Raw genomic sequence first — 21,688 nt, 5'->3', positions numbered from 1 at the left:
TTAGTTCCAGCCGTCTTTGGCGTCTTTGAATTTCAATTCGGCATTCATTTCCTTGATCAGTTGCTCGCCGCCCTTAGCCTTCCATTCGTCGATCATCTTATCCCAATCTGAGATAGGACGTTGACCTGCGACCATCTTCGTCTGTTCATCGTTAAGGAATTTCGTCAGATCTGCTCCCTTGGACACTTGGGTCTCGGAGACAACGCCATTGTTCGGATTCGCGAAAAACTTCACCGTCGAATACGATTTCATAATATCAGCAGCCAGTTGCTTGAGCGGCTCTTGATAAGATGCCAAGTAGTTGACATCGGAGTCCTTAACCGGCCAGGCAACGCCATCAGGCATGAACGCGAGTGGATATAGGCCTTGAGGGGCCGATTCTTTCTTCACGACGGGCTGACCGTTCACCATGTCATAGCCTTGGCCGACGTTGCCGTTCAGCCAATCGTAGCCTGGATTCTTATCGTTACGTTGGTCGTCCGCGTAGAATGTCCGGCCTGTATCGAGCATTTCCATAATACGTTTCATTTTGCTTTTGTCCTTAGCCGTCTCGGCAGATATGACCTCGAACCCGGCAAACCCTCCACCTGCAAGCATCCCTTGAGAGCCGTCTGGCGCCTTGAACTGCTCTAGGTGAACGAATTTGGCTTCCGGACTAATCTTCATCAGACCGTCCATGTAAGCCTGTGACATCCCGCGAGGTGTACCGATAAATATACCAGCCTTACCGGAGTAGAATTCCTTGTTCGTGTTCGCCCAATCGATCGTAGCGAAGTCACGAGTGATAGCGTTCTCCTTGTAGAGATCGGCCAACATCGTAATAATCTCTTTACGTCCCGGCCCTATAAGTCCCGGAATGAATCTGCCTTGCGAATCCTTATGGTACCACGAAGTATGATCCCAATAAGCGCCCTGCGTGAGCGGCGGGTTCACATCTTTGCCGATTGCGATGCCATACGTATCGTTCTTGCCGTTCTTATCTGGATCGTTCTTCGTGAAAGCGAGTGCAACATTTTTCAGTTCTTCATAGCTCGTAGGCACTTTCAACCCGAGGTTGTCAAGCCAATCCTTCCGAACAATCGTCGTGAACCCGAACTTCGGATAATATTGCGGGATAGCATACAGCTTGCCGTTAACCTTGAACTGATCCAGAACGAACTTGGGGATATTTTTGAAAGATGGATACTGATCGATATATTCGTCGAGAGACGCAAAAGCACCTTGCTTCGCAAACTTATTGAACTTGCTAGTCAAGTCAGCCGTTTGGAACACTAGAATATCTGGCAGTGTACCGGATGCGAGCGTAGCGGTCAGCTTCTCGTCATATGTGCCCTGTGGGACAAGGCTTGGCTTGTAGTCGATGTTGAACTTCTCGTTAATCATCTTAACGCCGCGGCTTTCCGGCCCCGGAACATCCCCGTAGAAAAATTTCATCATGCTGATCGTGAGCTTCTTCGTCTTGTCGTCTACGACTGGTGCGGGTGAGGAGCCAGCTGGCTTCGTATCGCTGCCTTTTGTGTCGTCTTTCTTCTCGGTCGTGGAGCACCCTATTACACTTGTGGCGAGCAACACCGTTGCCGCTGATAAAGCCAATGCTTTTTTCCGATTCATCATGTCTGTAAACCGCCCTTCGTCGTGTTTTGTTAGTTTGTTATTTGCTCTGCTCTTACTCCTCCTTGATCAAGGGGGGAGGGAGTAAGGCATCATGGAGAAGGGGAGAGAGGAGTGGAGAAGCCTGCGTCCGCCTTTGAAATTCCGTCACAACCACTAAAAATCTAATCCTGGTGACGGAATTTCAACAGCGGTCGGAACCCTCTCTCCCCTTCGGAATGCCCTTCGGAGTGCCTCTTCAACCCCCGCTACCCCTTGATCGACCCCACCATCACCCCTTTCGCAAAATGTTTTTGCAGAAACGGATACACGATCAGAATCGGTAAGGTGGCGACCAGAATCGCGGCCATCTGGATCGTCTCCGGCGGTGGCGGATTGTCCAGCATCATCTGGGCAGTACCCAGGGCGTTAGCATCGCTCTGAATGACGATCTGCCGCAAGATCACTTGGATCGGCCACTGCCTGGGATCATTCAGATACAGAATCCCGCCGAAATAAGTGTTCCAATGTCCTACCGCGTAGAACAGTCCGAACGCAGCTAGCACCGGCTTCGATAGCGGCAATACGATTTGCCAGAATATCCGGAACTCGTTGGCCCCGTCCATAACGGCAGCTTCATTCAATTCCGACGGAATGTTCAGGAAGAATTGTCGGACGACGATTAGACTGAACGGACCAATGGCAGCCGGGAGAATGAGCGCCCAGATAGAGTCGAGCAGCCCTGTCGCCTTAACCATGAGATACGTCGGAATCATCCCGGCCGAGAACAGCATCGTGAACAAGACCATGAACATCATAAGCCGCTGCCCATATATACGACGTGAAAGCGCATAGGCCATTGATGCCGTGAATAACAGGTTGACAATCGTTCCGACACCGGTCAGATACACCGTCATCCCCATCGCTCGTACGAACGGCTTGGAGTTAAGAATGTAGGTATACGCATCGGTTACCCATACTTTGGGCCAGAGCAATATTTCGCTTTTCAAAAATTCATCAAAGGTAGTGAATGACACGGAGAAGATGTATAGGAACGGAAGCAGCATGGAAATCGCGAGCAAGAGCAGAAACAAATAATTCAGCGAATCGAACAGTCGGTCGGAGAGTGATTTGTATTTCATAGGTGGCCTCGCTTTCGTGTTAGTAAATGCCTTCTTCGCCAAATTTCTTGGCTAAGTAGTTGGCGCCGCCTACAAGAACGAGCCCGACTATCCCTTTGAACATCCCGACCGCCGTTGCGAAGCTATAGTCCGACTGCTGAATTCCTTTGTAGTAGACGAACGTATCGAGTACATCCCCAATCTCCATATTGAAGGCGTTCAACATGAGGAATATTTGCTCGAACCCACTATCCAGCACGTTCCCCAGTCGAAGGATGAGCAGGATCACAATCGTGGCGCGAATCCCGGGCAGCGTAATGTGCCAGATTTGCCTCCAGCGGCTGGCGCCATCCACAATAGCTGCCTCGTACAAGTCGGGGTTAATTCCAGCGAGAGCGGCGAGGAAGATGATCGTTCCCCAGCCAATTTCCTTCCAGATAACCTGGATGATGATAAGCGGGCGGAAGAAGTCCGGATCAGTCAAGAAATCGACCGGCATATCGAACCCGAAGTACACTTGCAGAATTCGGTTAATAATCCCGTTCGAACGCAGGAAGATGAAGAATAGACCTACGACGATGACCCACGACAGGAAGTGGGGCAAATACACGACCGTCTGAATGAGCCGCTTGTACAGTTGACTGCGTACTTCGTTCAGTAAGATCGCCAGCACGATTGGCGCGGGAAAGGCGAACAAAATCTGTAGAAAAGACAAGTACAGCGTGTTCCAAAGCACACGGACGACGTCGGGCTCGGAGAATATCCGCTCGAAGTGATGGAAGCCGACAAATTCACTGCCACCGAAGCCGAGAAACGGGCTATAATCCTGAAACGCAATAATCATGCCTAGCATAGGAATATAGCGATAGATGATGAAATACAGAAGACCGGGCAACACCAGGAAATAGAGGAACCGATCTCGCCATATTTTCATAGCTACTTTGCGGCTGGCAGAGACAGGAGCACCCGAGATACGCGGTGTAGTTGGAGCAGGTTGCGACATGGTATCCCTCCCAAAAAGTTAATAATGACAGCGCTTGCCTGGTATTCAATAAAAATGCGGGCCGATTCAGACCACGACAATCGAGAGTGTGCGGATCGTTCCGACACCAAGTGGCAAGGTTAATACCGCTACCGCTTCCTCGAGATGTGCTGCACCGTCAGCAGCGTAAGGATTGAATGGATAAGACGGCCACTCCAAGCGGTACGGCCCATCGATCTCCAACTGCCAATTCCCGTGGCGAATGTTATGTCGACCTTGCTCCCCGCTCAGCACTAGTTCTTGATCCGTGACCGCCATATCTTGGCCGGCATCGCTTCGAATCGGGTGGTCGAGATGCAGTTTGAGCGGAATATGCACAACCCCTTCATCCCCTGCCGTTACATCGGCATCGAATTCGAGCTGTAGGCGATCACGCTCGATCGATTGCAGCCGGACACTAAGCGTACGCGGTCCACATGTTAGCTTAGCTTCACGCTTGTCGAGATCGATCTGCCCGGCATCCGGCACATAGTAATGACCTCCGTCAGCTGTCTTCAACTCGAACGTGCTCCACTCCGGCTGCTCCTTGGAATTGCCGCCGCCTACGATCAATCCGGATTTCTCCTGCCATATACCGATGAAGCTTTGCCGGTCTTGTCCCCAACGGGATTCCACCTTCTTGGCTGCAAATGCACTCAAGCATGCATACCAGCCCTGCTGCTTCACCATAATGGAGCATGCCAGTTCTTCTGCGACGTTATCTTGTTCGAACAGTGATTGCTCTTCGCTTGCCGATTCCTGCTGTACGTTCCAATATTGCAGCAGATCAGCCATATGAGGGCCCTTCCAGCGAACGTTCTGCCGTATGGCGAGCTGGATCATACTGCGTGCATAGGCTTCCCCGCGTGGTACAAGCGTCAATCCTACTAGTCCCATCGGGCTTGGTTCGGCATGGTACTTCGTTCTACCATCCACCGTCTCTACTTTTGCCCCATCTGGGTAAGTGAACCGCTCATGGAAGCGGAGCGCCTTCTCCATCGCAGGCAATACGTCGATCTCACCATTGTGGCGATGATACAAGCCCAAAGCGTGAATGTAGACCGTGTTGTACAACGTCGTTGGCCCATGGTGTTCAGCCCAGAAGCCATCTTCGTGCTGCGCTTCCAGCGTCAGCCGGATCATCGTTTCGCCCGTCTGCTGCCATTCTTGCCGGTGGAAGACTTGCGCTGCGCGGTGCAGGGCCATGGCATCCCATGTAGGGATGTTATGAACGACATGAACGGTAGGGTCGTCTTCCAGGCGGGCTAGCGATTCGCGCATTTCACGATCGATGCCTTCATACGCTAATAGCAGCCCTTCGCGCCAACGAGCCAGGCGTGAATCGTCAAGATCGGCCTCCATCATGCGGTACGTTTCCAGCCAGTGATACATCGACCATGGCATATAGATGGGACCCCACTTGGACCCGTCAACCTTGACGAATTCGACCTTGCCGTCAGGATATTGGAAATCACGTAATGCGTCTCCGGTCCGACCGATCTTCTCTAATAATTGTGCGTCCTGGTAGAGCCGATTGCCCGGATAGTCTGTCTTGTATACATAAGCCATGCACAGCATGATGTCCTGAAGTGTAACGGCCCAGCCTTCACCTTCCATGAATCGTCCTGTAACCGGATCGAACTTGTGGAACTCGGCTGCTACATTCTCGGCGAACCAATCTGACACTTCCGCGGAAGTGAGGACCTTTGCTGCGGTTGAACGTTCACTATTTGACATTGTAGTGACCCTCCTATGGAACTGCTTATTAATTGTTACTGCGTGGCTATTCCATACAACCACGGATCTGGTTTTATCCGCAATTATCTCTTCATTTGGCCCCCCGAGTAAAAAGATAAAAGCCCGAGGATCGGGATAAAAGCCTTCCAAAATCCCACTGTAGCAAGCCACGGTGCTCTATTAGGGGCAGCGTATGCCATGGCCGTCCGATGCACAAGCCTCATGAGTTGTACCCTGCGTACCGCAAGCGATGGAGGAAAGATTGACGGAGGAGCGATAATTCAGCCAAGGATAAACACCTAACGGCGTCCTTTGACGCCGTGCGTTTGCCGAAATGATGAACAATCAGCGAAGTTAATCATTCTGAATCACAGAAAAACCCTGACTGGGAACCAGTCAGGGTTTGGGCAGTGTTATATAGTTTGGATAGGGTGGGGTGGTTAGAGCTAACTGGGGTCCGTATCCGCCCGAATAGCAGCATTCTTCGCTTGCACAGAGCGCATCAGCTCAACATTCACGTCCTTTTCCTTCGCCATGCCGATCAGGGCGCTGACATCCTTCGGCAAGCATTTGCCCCCGTAGCCGCGATTATCTTCGTAGACGAACGTATGGCTTCTGCCGATTCGCGGGTCTTCCAGCCACACTTCGCGCAGCTCATTATAATCAATCCCATGCGCCTGCGATATATCGTAGAATTCGTTGCAGAACGTCACCTTAAGTGCCAAATAGCAGTTCTCCATGTACTTGGCCAGCTCCGCTGTCCTCGTATCGGTCCGCCTGATCTTCACCTCGGCGTTGTACACCTGCTGGTAAGCATGAATAACAGGTGCGACATCATCAGAAGAACCACCGAAGGTCAGCCATGTTCGTGACTTCAAGTCGGCGAATGGATGATCGACGGTCTCTCCGTAATATTCCGGCTGGAACACGATGCGCTTGCCCGTCTTCTGAACCTGTCCGTCCGTATACCCGACAGGGACGGTCGAGCGAATGACGATAACTCGCGCAGCTAACCAGCCGATCACCTCGTCGACGATGGATGTATCACAGGAGCCGTCAGGCAGCGCAGGTGTAGGAACGCAAATGAACACAACGTCGCAGTCGTTCACGTCCGCCCGGATTCCCATCCGCAGCGGCTCATCATATACCGCGGCGCCCGGAAATATCGCGTGCATCGCTTTACCTACATGACCATACCCAACGATGCCTAATCTCATCTCTCATCCGCTCCTCGTCCCACAATTCGCACATGGATACACATGCGAAATGTGGGCTTGTTGTCAATCGCGAAGTAAGCCCTGCTCGCTTGATTGCCTTCCTGCTAGGCACTGGTATTAACTTCCGATTGTTTCTCATGACGTTTCTTCTGTACAGCCAGCAGTACGAGCACTAGCAAATAGTAACACCAGTATAGCACAAATTCTTCCAAAGACGGATTCTGCGTATACCCGAGGAATGCTTTCATGAAGATACCGACTTGTCCATTAATGAGCGGTGTATTGCCTGTATCCCGAATATACTGGACCTCATCGATCGGATGCTCCGGCATCAATGCGGTAATGTTGTAGATTTCCCCGACTTCATTACCAGCTGTGCGGTACAGGCTGCCTAACATGCCCAGATCCTGCATAATGCCGATCGCTTGCACGAACAATCCGGCCGAGATGATCATCAGGAAGACGCTTGTCACCCGGAAGAACGTGCGCAGCTTGATTCGCTTAGTCCCCTTGAAGAACAGCAACCCGACTACAAGCGCCAGGATAAGCCCTCCGAGTGCACCCCAACTCTGCAGCGCCTTCTGAATATCGCCGCCCGTAATCGCTGCGAAGAAGAACACGGTCTCCACGCCTTCCCGAACGACGACTAGGAATGAATGCACGACCATGTTGATCGCGCCGCCAACGGTAAGAATCTGGGCAATCTTGCTCTGTACCTTCCCCTGCAGCTCACTACTCTGTTTGCCCATGAACATGATCATGTGGGTTAGCAATCCAGTTGATACTAGCATGATGCCGATTTTCAAATAATTTTGACTGCCCATGGAGGCGAAGCCGGTGAATAAGATCTGGAATGCCAGCGCCAATCCATAACTGACGACCAGAGCCAGGACTACACCGACCCACACCCACTTGTTCCAGCGCGTCATTTCAATACGGGACAAATACGTCAGGATCACGCCGACAATGAGAATCGCTTCCAGCGCTTCACGAAACGTAATTAAGAATGCCTGTAAATCCACCTGTTCCCCACCCTTTCATTGCCCACAAAGTAATTTGCGGAAACCCCTGAACTTAACCCACCAACCTGAATGGTGTATCACCCTGCTGCATATGGTGCTTAGCCGCTATCGTCTATTGCTTCACCCGATAATCTTCAGGTGTGGCTGAAACAGGATTTAAAGGTTTATGGACGTCCAATTAAAAAGGGGCACACTAGAAGGACACCTGCGCCTAGCAGGCACAGGTGTCCTCCATAATTCCGATCTTCTTATCGAAGAATGACGATTTCGCCATTTTCGAAGAATACGCGCTTGCCGAACAGCTCTGCTACTGCACGAAGTGGAATGAACGAGCTGCCATTTACGATCTCAACGGGTTGATCCAGCTTCACTTTGTCATTGATCTCACCGTTTTGCACGATTTGATCCGATCCTACGGTAAGCTCCGTTTTCTTGCCGTCTTTCGTGATGATGACTTTCTTAGTAGCGTCTACCCACTCCACTTCCGCTTGGATCGCTTGGGCGATTGGACGAACCGGAACCAATGTACGGCTGCTCTGGGCGTTGATGAACGGCGCATTCTCGGCCTTAAAGCTTGCTCCGTCTACTTGATAGTCCGTGCTGCCGATCTTCAGGGAAGTTCCATCCTTCACTACCAAATACTTGAGAATGTCGAAGCCGTATTTCTTAGCCGAAGCAAGGTCTGACTTGTCAACAGCTTCAACGAATTTGCCTGCAACTTCAAGCGCTGCATCATACTTTTCTTTGCCCAGGAATACTTCCTGGCCGACTAGGAACATGCTGCCCTCTGCGGCATAACCGCGTGCACCTTGCAGGTCGCCGGCTTCCAGCTTCGTGAACGCCTGGTTGACGTATTCGGACACCTTACCGATATAAGTACGTTGCAGTTGATCTTGAATCTTCGTGAAGTTAATCTGGCTAGCGTCACCTGATGCGAAAGCATCCTTGATCGCGTTAGCATCTGCAATGCTGCCGCCTCTCAGGTATGTATACACCGGCATATACAGAAAGTAACCTTCCGTCATTGCTGTCGCTTGATCAGCCGCTGCCTTGGTCGGGATGCTCTCCGCATAAGTCAACGTAGCGAGCGTGTACACTTTAATAATCGTTTTGTCGAGAATTTGACGGTGGACATTGAAGTCGTCGACGTTGCCATCCTTAATGTCCTTCTGGATTTGCTCGATCGTTCCTTTCAATATGCCAACCATATCAATGCCGTACTTTTGGTCGCGCTTATCAACCGTACTTTGTGTAACGCCTTCGTACACTTGAATGACTTTATCAAACGCAGCTGTAGCTCCGGCAATATCACCCTTAGTCAGCAAAGGACGCACTTGATTGTTCATTTGGTCACGGATGAAGAAATAAAAATACCATTGCAGCCCTTTATCAACCGCTTGCTTCGCTTGATCCGCCTTGAGCTCGCCCTTAATCGCAGCGTCCAGAACGAGCAGCAAGTTTTCTTCGATCTTCGGGTCATCAGCCTTAATCGTGGTATCGATCCGCTTCACTTCGGCTTGAAACTTCTCGATGTACAATTTCTTAACGGCTGCGAGATCAGTCTTCTCTGTGAACAGCGCCTTAATATCGGTAAATGCCTGAACACGTTCTGCAACAGTCTTATCCTCGGTAATGTGGAACTTGCTCTCTGCAAAAGCGACGGATGAGAATGTAGCAACGCTTGATACCGCTAGCATGGTGCTTAGTGCAAGTGCAACGAATTGTTTACGCATGATTCATTTCTCCCTCTCTATATATCATAGTAGTCGCATAGGGCGACATTATATCCATTTCTTCTTGCGGGCTAACCAGAAGCCTGCCCCTGCCACCACAATGACGCCGCCAATCACGCCTACACTAACAAACGGATTCGTCTTGTTGGATCGCTCCATCGGAGCATGTGCAGCGGCATCCTTGACTGCGTTCTGGCTTGCGCCGGACGCTTCCGCAGGTTTGGACGTCGCGGCAGGCATCGATGTCGGCGACACTGTGGCGCCAGGTGTGGCCGATGGCGACGCGCTCGCAGTCGCGGCAGGCGTCTCGGATGCCTTCACCTCGCCAGCAGGCGTTGGAGCCGCTGTGACCGCTGGTTGGCTCGTGGTGACGGGTTTCGCATCTTCCGGTTTCCCAGCCGTAGCCTGCGGCTCTGGCTTGACGACAGCTGGCACTTCCGCCTTCGGCGTTTCCTGCGGTGCTGTGACAGGCGGTGCTGCCGTAGGTGTCGGTTCACTTGCGGAAGTGGCCTTGTAAGGGAATAGCGGTTTCACCTTATCATAGATGAACCCGACCTTCTCCTTGAACACTTCAGGTTGTACCGCTTTCTTCCCGACGCCGAACAACCCGGGATTGCCTAACGCGTCGAGCGCGGCGTCGAATGCTTTATTGAGGTCAGCCGAATCTTTCCCTACGTAAGGCGCCAACGTATCGAACGTGGCCTTGGCCTTCGCAAGCAGCAACTTGGCTTCTGCGTAATCATTCAGCGCATTGGTCGCATAGTTGAACCGTCTGTCCAGGTTCATGACCAGCACTCCCTTGAAATTCGCAACCACCAGCTTATTATCCTTAGCCTTGAAATTGGCGTCCAGCGTAACGGCTACCTCTTCACCGAAGTGTGATACGATCTCGGATCGACGTACCTTGTACGCTTCTTCCGCTGCACTCCAACCGTTCGCTCCGTTTCCAACACTCGTTTCAATCAGCTTGAATGTCTCGGCAATATCCTCCGTATTCGCATCCCCATATGAATAGGCTTGTGCGGAGGAAGGCCATATGTACAAAACCGTAAGTACCACAATGATACCGGCTGCAAGCCATTGTTTCATCGTTTCACCTCTTCAGTTGTCTGTGATGTTATTACATATCCAACGGTAATGATAATCATTATCATAACGTTTGTCAACCATTTTTTTCCCGCAATTTCTTATATCGTTTCCACTGCCGATCCAACTCCTACTTCTTCACCCATTCATACAGTTCAATGTTCGCATATGCAGGGTCGAATAGCGTCTCTGACTTGAATTCAGCAATTAGTCGCACCTGCTCGCGAACCGGTCTACCTTGCTGCTCAAAGCCCCGAATCACGTGGTCAGTCAACAAAATACGCCTGCTCGGATCAGCATCAGCTATAGCCTGAAAATACCCGTACGTATAGATCCGCTGATGCTCGTACTTGGCGTCCCAATATTGCAGCATTCTCGTTTCTTCCCAAGTAAACAACACGAACGGTTCGTTCAGCTGACTCGCATAACGATGAAGCTGATATACAGCAGGCTCCTCGGTCGCTTGTCGTTTCAAGAGTTGCGCTCCATACACGAGTTGGAACACTATCAATACGGCTAGCAGCGAATGGAGTACGTCAGGCGATGTCAGCAGACGAAGAGCCTTCCCGGAAATGCGCTGCGGGTCACACCTCCGTGAAGACGACCGCGACGCAATCGCATACAGCCCTAATAGAATCGGCGCGACGATAGGTACGATATGGCGAGGCTTCTCGATATTTTGTCCGAATAGCGCCCAACACGTGTAGAGCACAACACTTCCGGCCAACCATGCCCAGAACCTAATGTTGCTTTTGCCGAGTTCTGCATCACCCGTACCGTCTTGCCTGGTTATCATCCAACGTGCAATAGCCATTATTAGCACAAGCACCAGTAGCGCTCCAATGACAGACGAGCCCCCAACAAGTGCCGAACCTGTAAAATTGTAGCCCAGAAGACGGATCACTCGTTCCCCGATCGGCATCGGGATGGAGATTACTCCTCCGCCCCACTCGGAGAAATGGCCGTTCACGAACGCGATCGACAGCTTCCAGAAGCCGGACAACGTCCCTTCCGATAACACTAATCCAGCAACCCAGATCAATTGGAACACGATTGTCACGGCCGCGGAGTACCCAAGCCTCGCCCATTTGTTCAACGTGCTGGAACCTGCGCAGTACAGTGCGATCCACAATGGCAGCAGAGCCAGCCCGAACGGAAAGAACGACAGCCGCGTGCCCATCAGAAATCCGAACATCATGAGCGGAACGACATGACGGCTCATGGAGGCAGGTCGGTCCATTGCGTAGCGAACACTCCACAGAAACCACCAGAGCATAGCCATTCCCGCACATTCCGACATCGGACGGGCGGACATGAGCCATATGTAAGGGCTGGTCAAGACGAGAGCAGGCAGCAAGAGGCTTCGTGCCCGGCTGGCTGTCAGACGACGAGCCAGCAGCGTCATCGGGACGGCTGAGCTCAGTGCGGTCAAGATATTGAATATCGTCAGCGCCTGTACGGGGTCTTGCACCCAACGGTGTACGAGCCAACCGCCCAGGATAAAATACGGGTACCCTGGGAAGTGCGGCTGCATGGCCAGAAGATCGTACCGATCGAGCGCCAAGGCGAAGTCAACCTCATCCCACGTACGGGCGAACGGACTGGCGTAATACAGACTGATTGCTGCACTAGCGACGATTGCAACCGCAGCGAATACTGCGATCGAAGTATAAAACACACAGGGTCTTATCGTTCTTATCATTCTCATCGATCACGTCGTCCGACCGGACTCCTCATCTCCCGGTATATGGCCGGGAGTACCGACGTCACATACTGCCTGAACTTAATGAACGACTGTCCCTTCGTACGCACTTGGTAGGAGATCGGCACTTCCTCCAGCCTATATCCTTGCCGAATCAAATTTAGGGTAAGCACCTGCGCATAGTTGTAGTCATGAATAATGCGGGCATTGTCCATAGCGTCACGGGAAAAGCCGCGCATGCCCGACTGCCCGTCATATATCCACTTGCGCAGCAACAGCATCTGCAACAGCGTAAATGTATAATTGCCCAACCTGCGGTGCAGCTTCATTCCCTGAATGTGGCCCTTGAACCGCGAGCCGAACGTATAGTCCGCACGTCCCTCTATAATCGGGGCCAGTACATCGGGAATTTGCTCCGGCGGATACTCGTTGTCGGCATCAATCATAATGCCGATGTCCGCTCCTAACGCGCAGCATTGCTTCAGCCCTTCACGCACGGCTGCTCCGAGTCCCTGATTACGCGGGAAGGAGACGATATGGTCCGCCCCCGCCAGTTTGGCCATCCGGACGGTGCGATCTGTCGACCCGTCGTCTATGACGAGTACCTCTACCTCGTAGTCAGGGTGAAACTGCCGTGGAACGCGGTCAATGACACCGCCAATATTGTCCTCTTCGTTATGCGCGGGCATGAATACGATGATTTTCGATTTACTCATGCGGTTTGAACGCCTCCGTCAATACGGGTCCGCGGCTGTGGCTTGGGAATGGCGCACCTAGTAGGTATGCCAGGGTCGGAGCCATCGAGACGAGCGAATGCTTGTCATCGATCCGGTGCCCCGGTCGGATCGTCGGTCCATGCAGGAAGAACGGGACATAACGTTCTCCTTCATCCAGATGTCCGTGCCCTCCGATGCCGTCCGCCTGGCCATGATCGGCGCATATGATAAGCGTCGTATTGTCCATCATGCCCCGGCTTTCCAGCCAACTGACGAATTGTTCGATCAAGCGGTCCGCTTCCGCGATCTTGCGTGTGTAATCCTCATACAGAACACCGCGGCTATGCCCCGTCTGATCGACGCCGATCAGCTGGGCGACTAACAGATCCGGGTTCTGCTCCTCCATAATCTTCTTGGCCCGCTCGATGATGTTGCGGTCGGCTACATCATTATGCATGACCGCGGTTACGCTCTCGACATCGTCCCCCATCGAATCGATCAGATGGGCGATCCCGAGCAGCCGGCCTTTGCGGCCGACCTTACGCAGCGAGTCGAAGATGCTCTCTACGCGAATACCCAGTCTCCATACCATATTGGAGCGAATGCCATGTTCCCGCGGATATGTGCCCGTGAACATGGAGGAGAAACAGACCACCGTACGGGCAGGGTACACGGTTTCCATCTGCGAGTATTCCGTACCTTCTGCCCGCAGCTTCTTCAGGAACGGCGCATCTGCATCTTCGAACCGCTCCTTGCGCATCCCGTCGATCACAATCACGATTACTTTCTTATTAATTGCCTGAAGCGAATGCCCGGCCCCTGCGAACGTATCTCGGGTGTAAGTAGGTATCTCAGCTGGCTTCCAATCGAACAAATTGCGGTGCAGTATATAGCTATATAGCCATACGCAAGCGGCGAACAGCAGAACGGTCCATACATCAGCCGATACACTTGATCCGAATTGGCCGGTGTACTGATTCCAGACGAACAGCAGCAGCAGGAACTTCGGCATTTGCTCCTGAGCATTTCCACTTGTCGAGTCACTGTTCTTAAGCACGAGTTTCCAGAATCGGGTGAAATTCCACCACGTCGTACCGATCCGCAAATGGTAGTAGAACGTTCCCCAGAAATAGACAGTGAAAAAGTAGAATAGTGCGAGTGCTAGTACGTACAGCCCCATATCCGATCGATCCCATATAAGGATGGCGGCGATAAGGGGGAACCACAAATAATTTCGCAAGAATAAGGGAAAGTCGAAGCAATAGTAAATAACGAACAGGGGGAGCGTCACGAGTAGCCCCAGACCCGCAGAGCTCCAGAAATGGGAGTCCGTCCATGAACCGCAATGATAGAGCAGAAAGACGCCGACCACGAAGATCGGTGTGAACGGCTTACCCTCATTCAACATATTCCAGCAGCGGGCAGCTATAATTTCAAACGAAGAAGCTTTTTTCATCTCATTATCCTTCCTTACCATGATCCACCTTCTCATCTCCCGCCAATTCAACGGTAGACGAACGAACGAGTAAGCCCCGATTACATAAGCAAATCCGAATTTGAATGTATGCGACACGAGCGCAGCTTGAAACGCTTGTTCACCCGTAACACCCAGCAATGTGAGCGATCCGCTCATCGTACTTTCGTATGTTCCTATACCGCCTGGTGTAATATGAAAGATTTGACCGGCGATGGTCATGCTATTCACCCAGATAAGCGAAGCTCCTCCTAATGGCAGAGCCAGCATTTTTGCTACCGCATAAATAACCCCTGCCTCCATCACCCAGCTGAGAGTGATCAGAGCCAATATACACAAGCCTTGACCAGACAGCATCCTGGATTGAAAATAATCGGAGTGCTTCCTTACGAAGGCGATGTTGCGAATGAACGGCACATAGCGGGCTACTGCCAGCACCCCAGCTCCGCCAGCCAGAAGTGTAATCCAAATCCAGGAGGAAGACAAGCCCAGACTCAGGATGCCAGTTCCCCCAATCGCTCCAAGGACGAGCATATCCAGCAGGCGCATGACCGCAACAGAATGAAGGGCTTCATCCCAGGACGTACCGGAATGCTTCATATACACGCCGGAGCGGACCGCATCGCCAACTTTCACCGGGAGCAAATGGTTCACAAGCAAGCTGTAGCTGATGGCGTGGAACAATATACTAAACTTGACGTGAGCACCTGTATACATACGCCATGCAGCGGTCTTCAACAGAAAGGAACCCAAGTAGACGGTGAACATGAATATCAGCCAGAGCGGTTGCCCGGCTAACAGCTTCATATCGCTCAGCCAGACGCTTGAGTCGAACCATCGCCACGTCAACCAGATCGAACTCGATACGAGCATAATCGCTACAAAGCGAATAAACCATTTCTTCCATACCATGCCATTGCTACCTTCTCTAGTGATTCATAATCAATGAGAACGATTATCAGTGTAAGTATAGAGGGTAAAAGGTAGCCCGTCAATGATTTATTTGGGACTCCGTGTCATCCTCCTGCGGTTCCCGGAATTTCTTGCGATACTGCCCTGGGGACTCACCAACGGTCTTGGTAAAAATCCGCGTAAAGTTATGCACGGTCGTATACCGCAACCGCTCGGTCATTTCCTTGATCGGCATATCGGTATGCAGCAGCCATTCCTTAGCCTTGTTCACCCGATACTGAATAATATATTGGCTGAAATTCGTATCCAACTCTTCCTTGAATGCCCGACCGATCTGGCCGGTTGATGCTTGGAAGTGATCGGCAACTCCTTGCAAGGACAAGTCCTGGTCGTACCGTTCATGAATGTAAGCCAGCACCTGGTGCATAAGCCGCTTCTGCTTGCCGATCTGCATCGTCTCGAGCTTGTCCTGAATCGTCTGGAATACGGTTCCGTTCAGCCAGCGCTCCACATCTTCCAGCGAACTGAGCGCGTAGAGCGCCAGGTACAAGTCGAATTCGAAGAAATCTTCCAGCTCGTAGCCGAGATCATGGATGAAGCCGTCAATTTCTCCGATCAAGTAAGCGAACAGGGCAAGCGCCGTCTCTTTGTTCGGCACCGAACGGGGGACTAGCTGAATCAACCCTGACAACCGCACTGCAGCCAAGTCGAAATCTCCCTGCGCAATGCTGCTCATAATCATTTTCTGCGATTCGATGAGCGGCTGACTGGACTGCTTCACGGATGACGCGACATCATCTTGCGCAATCGTTACGTTCGTTCCCAGCAGCATGCGATACCCCATCAAGGACATAGCATCCTGATAGCAATCAACCAAGCCCGTATAGTCCCTCTTGGCCCCGCTCATAGCGACGGAGACAGTGAATTGGAAGTATTGCCCCACCTTGCTGCGTATCTCATCGCATATGCCGCGTACCGCCTGATTCGTCTCCTCCTTCAGGGTCTCGGTTCCGATCATAAGAGCGAACTGTCCGGAGCGAGGAATGACCGTAACACTGGAATATTTGTCGGTACTGATCTCTTCGATCACTTTACTAAGCGCATAGACGATCAGCGAACGATCTTTCTCCTTATACATTTGCTGGAATTGGACGATGCGGTCTACTTCGACGATACAGACATAGAACCAGATCCCCTCTAGTGGAATTCCATATTGCTCCATCTGAAGCCTGAATTCCTTGTCCGACATGTCTCCTCGCAGCAAGCGAAGAAACAAGCCCTCTCGCCAGTACGGGAGTTGCTCCCCGAGACGTACCTGTAGCTGCTTGTTCGTTGCCATCATCTGGCGCATCGTCTGATCTAGCGTCTGAATCGCGTCGCTGCGACCCGTTGGCTGCGAACTGAACACGGACAGCAACCGCTGGATCGGATCATACAATCGGTTCGAGCCTGCATACGCCAGCACGATCCAGATGCTGGACAGCAGAGCGACCATCCCCCATGTTGCATTCTCGATATTGTTCAGCTTCCGGTTCAACTCAGCCGTCGGTGTCATCGTGACATACGTCCAGTTCGTTACAGATGACCGCATCGCAGACAAGTCATATTCCTTGTTGTCGAAGCGGATTTGATTCGGTCCCATAGTGCTGTGCGACCAGTATTCGTACAGCTTGACCGATGCTGCCAAGTCCGCTTCCCCCGCATTGGCATTACTACCGGCTACTACTTTGCCGTTCTCGTCGAAGATGAACAGGATCTTCTCCCCGATGTTCAACTGCTTCAGGAAATCGGTCAAGTTATTCGGATTTACATGAAGGAACAAAGATCCGATCCCTGGGAAACTGGTAGCCGGAACAGGTCTGACGATCAGAATCTCGTTCTGATTCGCATACGAATTCGGGGACACGACGACAAAGCCGTTATACTTCAAAGGGCTGTTCAGCACAATCTCGCGGTATGGGAAATTAGAGAGATCGATATATCCGTATCGGTTGGAATACACTTTGCCGAATTGACTGTATACGATAGAGATGTCGAAGCCTATATCGGATAAGCTCCGGTACTTCTGCAGCGAATCCATCATATCGAGCGATTGGGTCAAATACCGATCAATGGAAACCCCAAGACGCATGGACTGTTCTACAGTCGGATTGGAAGCGATTTCAAGTGACGATTTCCCTAAACTTTGCAGAAAGGCGTCCACGTGCTGTTCAATCTGGTTCAGAATCATCTGGTGGTTGCGGTCAACTTCATCCTTCACACTGCGCGAAACGGTATAGTAGGAAAATAGGCCGAACAGAGGGATTGGTGCGATACTTAAGATGACAATGACAGCAAGCAGCTTTCGTTTGAAAGTCAGCCTAGCAGCTAACCCGCGAAAGTACTTCATGTTCTCCCCCCATTTCACGGACAACTTGTATACATGTATACATATTTTTGCATCGTTACGTTCCGCTGTCAATGGGAGCGCTGACAAGTACCTGTAGCCTTGGCGTGTGGAGTTCAGATTGGCGGCGCTGAGGGAATTACCTTCGTCCCGTTCAGCAATTGCCTCCGCATCCACTCGTTGCTGACAAGCCCGTCACCATCAACGGCGAGTTGTTCATATAATCTGCGGCGCAATTCAGAAACTTGCTCGGCTACATGTGGTTCAAGGATACAATTGATAAGCTCCGCCGGATCCTCATGCAGATCATAGAGCTCATCCGTATCGGTCGGGTTCCAGATGTATTTCCAACGGTCCGTACGAATCATCCGCTGCGTATATAAGCCGAATTGCTGTCCATTATACGTAGAGACGACCGCATCCCTCCACTCCGGAATTTCATCTTGCTCTCTGGAAAGAAGCGGCACAAGCGAACAGCCCTGTAATTGCCCTGGCTCCGACCGAATCCCGGTGACCTCAAGCAACGTTGGGGCTAAATCTAGTAGATTATATACGAACTGGTCGCAGCGTATCCCACTCTTCCAGTTGTCCTTCCACCGGATGAGCAGCGGCACACGAACCACATCGTCGTATAAGATATAGTGCTTATCCATCATCCGATGCGAACCGCACATATCGCCATGGTCTGCTGTAAAGATGACAATCGTGTTATCCGCTTCCCCGCTCTCTTCCAATGCATCCATAACGAATCCGATCGCCTCATCCACTTGGCTGATCATGCCATAGTATCTGGCCACGATCGGTGACCAATCCTCCCATGAGTAATGCTCAACTCCCCAATTCAGAAGCTGCTGCCGCTGAATATACGGTTTACCAACAAAGGTCTCACGGAAACCGGCCCACTCCGGTACAGAATCCGGATCATACATGTTCGCAAACCGGCCGGATGGCCGACATGGCAAGTGGGGTTCCGTAAAATGCAAAGCCATATGCCAAGGATCGCCATGGGACTGCAACTGCTTCATCTGTGCAATCGTGCGCTCAGCAAACCAATGCGTACGAGAATGTTCTAACGGAATCGGATTCGTCTCGCCGAAATAACCGTTCGTATACTTAACATGGGGATATAGGTTCTCCGCAAAACGACGATATTCCTGTTCCCCTGTATAGGTGTCGTAGCCGAATGATGTCGCGTCAAGTTTCGGATGAACACCCCATTTGCCTAGAAAACCGGAACGATACCCTATATCGGAAAGACTGCGGGTCCACGTGAAAGCATCTGGTTGAAGGGAAGAAATCGGCAGTGCACCACTGAAATTCCATAGCGCCCCAAATGTCTCCGGTCGTCTGCCATGCAGAAGCGACTGGCGGGCCGGGCAGCAGAGCGGAATATGGGAGAATGCATTCGTGAAGGCCGTGCTTTGCGCGGCAAGCGCATTCAAATTCGGGGTGTGCACAGGGTATTTTCCGCTATAACCCACACAATCGTACCTTAGCTGGTCTGCCGTTATTAGCAAAATGTTCGGAGTTGCATTGCTCATCGTCGACGCCTTCTTCCCCATAAACATGGATTATTGGTTAGAAAAAGCCCCAACCGCTTAATAAAGCGATTGAGGCTCCATTCTATTCAATCTTCATCATCCTCATCGTCCAGTTGACCGGCTTGCAGCTTGCTGAGGTACTCCGCTGTAGCACGGTCTCTCTCCCGTCCCTTTTCCTTCAGACGTTCGATGGCGGGCTGGATGAGCAAGTCGACTTCCTTCTGAACGATATACGATAGATCGTAACGGGTTTGTCCTTCCAGGTATGAACCGACCTCCATCAAGGCGTTGTAACGGTCCAGCTCTCCCCGGGTCAACAGTCCGCGAACCTGCACACTGCAATGTCTCACGGCCTACGCCTCCTTCAGGATGTTGCCCTATTGCATTTGTAGAACTCGATTAAAATTTGCCTTTTCTCAACACGAGCGGAATACCGCCAATGATGTACAAGTAGCGCATATCGATCAGTTTCTTCATCATAGCGGCTGTACCGCCCTTGAGCTTGCGGGTTCCAACAACACCGATCGCTTCGCCCTTGCCAAGGGACGCCACCGTTCCTTTAATGGAAGGCTTGAATTCCTTCAATGGCTGATTGCGGATCGATGCAACCAGGTTGCTTGCTGTAGTCATACCTTGCTGCATGGCGATCTGTGCAGTCGGTGGGAACGGTCGGCCTTGATCGTTGAAGATCAAGGAGCAGTCACCGATAATGAACACATTGTCATAACCCGGTACACGCAATTGTGGATCTACCTTCACTCGGCCGCGCATAGCTTCGAATCCGGCTTGCTCGACAAGACGATTGCCGCGAATTCCGCCAGTCCAGATGACGGTAGACGACTTGATCGTTTCGCCGTCAGCCAGCAGTACGCCTTCCGGTGTACATTCCTTGATCGCAGTAGCGATCTTGAACGTAACGCCTTTATTCGTAAGCACCTGCATGGCGTACTCGACCAGTTCAGGGTCGAAGCCCGGCAATGCCGTAGGCGCCGCTTCAATATTGTAAATTTTGACCCATGCCGGATCAACGTCGAATTCTTTGCACAGCTCTGGAATCCGGTCAGCCAGTTCACCGACGAACTCAATCCCGGTAAAGCCCGCTCCGCCAACAACGAAAGTGAGGTAATCCTTGCGGTCGGGTTCACGCTTGAACTTGGCGAATTGATATTCGATATGCTCCCGAATCAAGCGAACGCTGTTGATACTGCGAATATTCATCGCATAATCGGCCAGTCCAGGAATACCGAACGTTTCAGATTCGCCACCAAGTCCGATGACAAGGTAATCGTATGATAACGTGCCGTCTTCCAATACAACTTTCTTCTCCTGAGGCTTGATCTGAACAACGGTCGATTTCACGAAATCGATCTTGAATTCGTCAATCAGCTTGGAGATGCTTACACGTGCATTTTCCGGATTATCCGTGCCGGCTGCAGGCATGTGTAAATGCGTTGTAATGTAATGATAATCGTGTTTGTTTACCAGTGTAACGTTTGCCTCGTTGTAGTTAAGCTCCTTCTGCAATCGAAGTGCAGTCAGAACTCCACCGTAACCTGCTCCCAGTATGACGATTCTAGGCACTGTACTCATCTTGGATCCCTTCCATTCCCATCCGTTGTTTTTGTAGTCTCTTTCTAGTATTGTGAAAAAATACACAAGCGGCGACAAAAAAGATCGTTTCCTTATTATTTTAACGTAATTCGCCGCATTTATGTCTCGGCTTTTGCACGATTTTCAATTATAGGTAGATCGATTTCAACTGCAATCATATCTCGATCTGCCATAAATATCAAGTCATAATTTGTCCAAAGTTTGTCGTAAATTGTTACAAAGGGGTTTTCTTTCCCATACTATGGAGATTATAATAGAAGCGATTGCTTAATGCTGACGGAGGTGTAGTTCTGCGTGTCCACTAATGAAATGAATCAGGACCGGACCGATATCGTAGTTATAGGCGGTGGGCCTGCCGGCATGTTTGCCGCTTTTTACGCAGGCATGCGCCAAGCTTCAGTTAAGATTATTGAAAGCATGCCGCAATTGGGAGGGCAATTGTCCGCGCTCTATCCTGAGAAAGATATATACGACGTGGCCGGTTTTCCGAAAGTAACTGCTCAAGAGCTCGTAGATAATCTACGCGAGCAGATGAAGCTATTCCCGATTGGCATACACCTGGAAGAGAAAGTCGTGCAAGTGATTAAGAAGGACGAACGGGACTTTGAGGTTGTAACGGACAAGGGCATACATAAATGCAAGTCCGTGATCATCACAGCTGGAGTGGGCGCATTCGAGCCAAGAAGATTGGAGCTTCCGGAAGCGGCATCGTTCGAGAAAAAAAACCTTCATTATTTCGTCGGCGATCTGAACGCATTTCAAGGGCAAAAAGTACTGGTCAGTGGAGGCGGAGATTCTGCGGTTGACTGGTCCCTGATG

General features: G+C 51.3%; 16 protein-coding genes and 1 pseudogene. 1 reads left to right on the top strand and 16 read right to left on the bottom strand.

Annotated features, from left to right (window positions below; translation table 11 throughout):
• The 16 genes and pseudogenes from AC1DWB_RS09350 to AC1DWB_RS09275 all read right to left on the bottom strand — a co-directional run bounded on the left by AC1DWB_RS09350 (window position 1) and on the right by AC1DWB_RS09275 (window position 20,848).
• Entirely contained in the window at window positions 1-1,614 is a 1,614-nt protein-coding gene (locus AC1DWB_RS09350; RefSeq protein WP_477540782.1) for an extracellular solute-binding protein, read from the bottom strand.
• A 245-nt stretch (window positions 1,615-1,859) separates the two neighbouring features.
• On the bottom strand, window positions 1,860-2,732 hold the full coding sequence (locus tag AC1DWB_RS09345; RefSeq protein WP_477540781.1) for a carbohydrate ABC transporter permease: 873 nt from the start codon (window positions 2,730-2,732) through the stop codon (window positions 1,860-1,862).
• A 19-nt stretch (window positions 2,733-2,751) separates the two neighbouring features.
• Window positions 2,752-3,714, bottom strand: a complete 963-nt coding sequence (locus AC1DWB_RS09340) for an ABC transporter permease (protein WP_477540780.1) — start codon at window positions 3,712-3,714, stop codon at window positions 2,752-2,754.
• A 66-nt stretch (window positions 3,715-3,780) separates the two neighbouring features.
• Entirely contained in the window at window positions 3,781-5,469 is a 1,689-nt protein-coding gene (locus AC1DWB_RS09335; RefSeq protein ID WP_477540779.1) for a hypothetical protein, read from the bottom strand.
• Between the two features lie 446 nt (window positions 5,470-5,915).
• Window positions 5,916-6,686 (bottom strand): Rossmann-fold NAD(P)-binding domain-containing protein, encoded by a 771-nt coding sequence (locus AC1DWB_RS09330; RefSeq protein ID WP_477540778.1) that lies wholly within the window; start codon window positions 6,684-6,686, stop codon window positions 5,916-5,918.
• A 104-nt stretch (window positions 6,687-6,790) separates the two neighbouring features.
• Window positions 6,791-7,708 (bottom strand): FTR1 family iron permease, encoded by a 918-nt coding sequence (locus tag AC1DWB_RS09325; protein ID WP_477540777.1) that lies wholly within the window; start codon window positions 7,706-7,708, stop codon window positions 6,791-6,793.
• Window positions 7,709-7,956: 248 nt separating this feature from the next.
• On the bottom strand, window positions 7,957-9,441 hold the full coding sequence (locus AC1DWB_RS09320) for a stalk domain-containing protein (RefSeq protein WP_477540776.1): 1,485 nt from the start codon (window positions 9,439-9,441) through the stop codon (window positions 7,957-7,959).
• 48 nt (window positions 9,442-9,489) lie between these two features.
• On the bottom strand, window positions 9,490-10,530 hold the full coding sequence (locus tag AC1DWB_RS09315) for a hypothetical protein (protein WP_477540775.1): 1,041 nt from the start codon (window positions 10,528-10,530) through the stop codon (window positions 9,490-9,492).
• 127 nt (window positions 10,531-10,657) lie between these two features.
• A complete protein-coding gene (locus tag AC1DWB_RS09310) occupies window positions 10,658-12,235 on the bottom strand; it encodes a hypothetical protein (RefSeq protein WP_477540774.1) in 1,578 nt (525 codons plus the stop codon).
• Window positions 12,232-12,945 (bottom strand): glycosyltransferase family 2 protein, encoded by a 714-nt coding sequence (locus tag AC1DWB_RS09305; RefSeq protein ID WP_477540773.1) that lies wholly within the window; start codon window positions 12,943-12,945, stop codon window positions 12,232-12,234. Before AC1DWB_RS09305 ends, AC1DWB_RS09310 begins: the two co-directional genes overlap by 4 nt.
• Complete coding sequence (locus tag AC1DWB_RS09300) at window positions 12,938-14,401, bottom strand: alkaline phosphatase family protein (protein ID WP_477540839.1); 1,464 nt, start codon at window positions 14,399-14,401, stop codon at window positions 12,938-12,940. The genes AC1DWB_RS09305 and AC1DWB_RS09300 overlap by 8 nt, the downstream gene beginning before the upstream one ends.
• A gap of 87 nt (window positions 14,402-14,488) precedes the next feature.
• Window positions 14,489-15,292 (bottom strand): annotated as a pseudogene (locus tag AC1DWB_RS09295) (lysylphosphatidylglycerol synthase transmembrane domain-containing protein); the annotation flags it as partial.
• Between the two features lie 118 nt (window positions 15,293-15,410).
• A complete protein-coding gene (locus tag AC1DWB_RS09290) occupies window positions 15,411-17,720 on the bottom strand; it encodes a cache domain-containing protein (RefSeq protein WP_477540772.1) in 2,310 nt (769 codons plus the stop codon).
• Between the two features lie 113 nt (window positions 17,721-17,833).
• Complete coding sequence (locus AC1DWB_RS09285; protein ID WP_477540771.1) at window positions 17,834-19,258, bottom strand: sulfatase family protein; 1,425 nt, start codon at window positions 19,256-19,258, stop codon at window positions 17,834-17,836.
• A gap of 86 nt (window positions 19,259-19,344) precedes the next feature.
• The gene (locus tag AC1DWB_RS09280) at window positions 19,345-19,608 is read right to left on the bottom strand and encodes a hypothetical protein (protein WP_477540770.1); all 264 of its coding nucleotides are present in this window, start codon (window positions 19,606-19,608) and stop codon (window positions 19,345-19,347) included.
• 49 nt (window positions 19,609-19,657) lie between these two features.
• Window positions 19,658-20,848 carry an NAD(P)/FAD-dependent oxidoreductase gene (locus tag AC1DWB_RS09275; protein WP_477540769.1) on the bottom strand — a complete coding sequence of 397 codons (1,191 nt, stop codon included), beginning with the start codon at window positions 20,846-20,848 and terminating at the stop codon, window positions 19,658-19,660.
• Between the two features lie 330 nt (window positions 20,849-21,178).
• Here AC1DWB_RS09275 and AC1DWB_RS09270 point away from each other — a divergent pair.
• Window positions 21,179-21,688 (top strand): NAD(P)/FAD-dependent oxidoreductase (locus AC1DWB_RS09270; RefSeq protein WP_477540838.1); only part of this gene is annotated, 510 nt, incomplete at its 3' end.

It is taken from the genome of Paenibacillus sp. P4_E11 (assembly GCF_056401635.1).
This window is presented reverse-complemented; position numbering and strand designations above follow the sequence as displayed.

Coding starts and splice junctions, on each gene's coding strand:
- AC1DWB_RS09335 (WP_477540779.1), bottom strand. CDS start 5,469: ATGTCAAATAGTGAACGTTCAACCGCAGCAAAGGTCCTCACTTCCGCG.
- AC1DWB_RS09300 (WP_477540839.1), bottom strand. CDS start 14,401: ATGAAAAAAGCTTCTTCGTTTGAAATTATAGCTGCCCGCTGCTGGAAT.
- AC1DWB_RS09275 (WP_477540769.1), bottom strand. CDS start 20,848: ATGAGTACAGTGCCTAGAATCGTCATACTGGGAGCAGGTTACGGTGGA.
- AC1DWB_RS09285 (WP_477540771.1), bottom strand. CDS start 19,258: ATGAGCAATGCAACTCCGAACATTTTGCTAATAACGGCAGACCAGCTA.
- AC1DWB_RS09290 (WP_477540772.1), bottom strand. CDS start 17,720: ATGAAGTACTTTCGCGGGTTAGCTGCTAGGCTGACTTTCAAACGAAAG.
- AC1DWB_RS09320 (WP_477540776.1), bottom strand. CDS start 9,441: ATGCGTAAACAATTCGTTGCACTTGCACTAAGCACCATGCTAGCGGTA.
- AC1DWB_RS09310 (WP_477540774.1), bottom strand. CDS start 12,235: ATGAGAATGATAAGAACGATAAGACCCTGTGTGTTTTATACTTCGATC.
- AC1DWB_RS09350 (WP_477540782.1), bottom strand. CDS start 1,614: ATGATGAATCGGAAAAAAGCATTGGCTTTATCAGCGGCAACGGTGTTG.
- AC1DWB_RS09315 (WP_477540775.1), bottom strand. CDS start 10,530: ATGAAACAATGGCTTGCAGCCGGTATCATTGTGGTACTTACGGTTTTG.
- AC1DWB_RS09340 (WP_477540780.1), bottom strand. CDS start 3,714: ATGTCGCAACCTGCTCCAACTACACCGCGTATCTCGGGTGCTCCTGTC.
- AC1DWB_RS09345 (WP_477540781.1), bottom strand. CDS start 2,732: ATGAAATACAAATCACTCTCCGACCGACTGTTCGATTCGCTGAATTAT.
- AC1DWB_RS09305 (WP_477540773.1), bottom strand. CDS start 12,945: ATGAGTAAATCGAAAATCATCGTATTCATGCCCGCGCATAACGAAGAG.
- AC1DWB_RS09330 (WP_477540778.1), bottom strand. CDS start 6,686: ATGAGATTAGGCATCGTTGGGTATGGTCATGTAGGTAAAGCGATGCAC.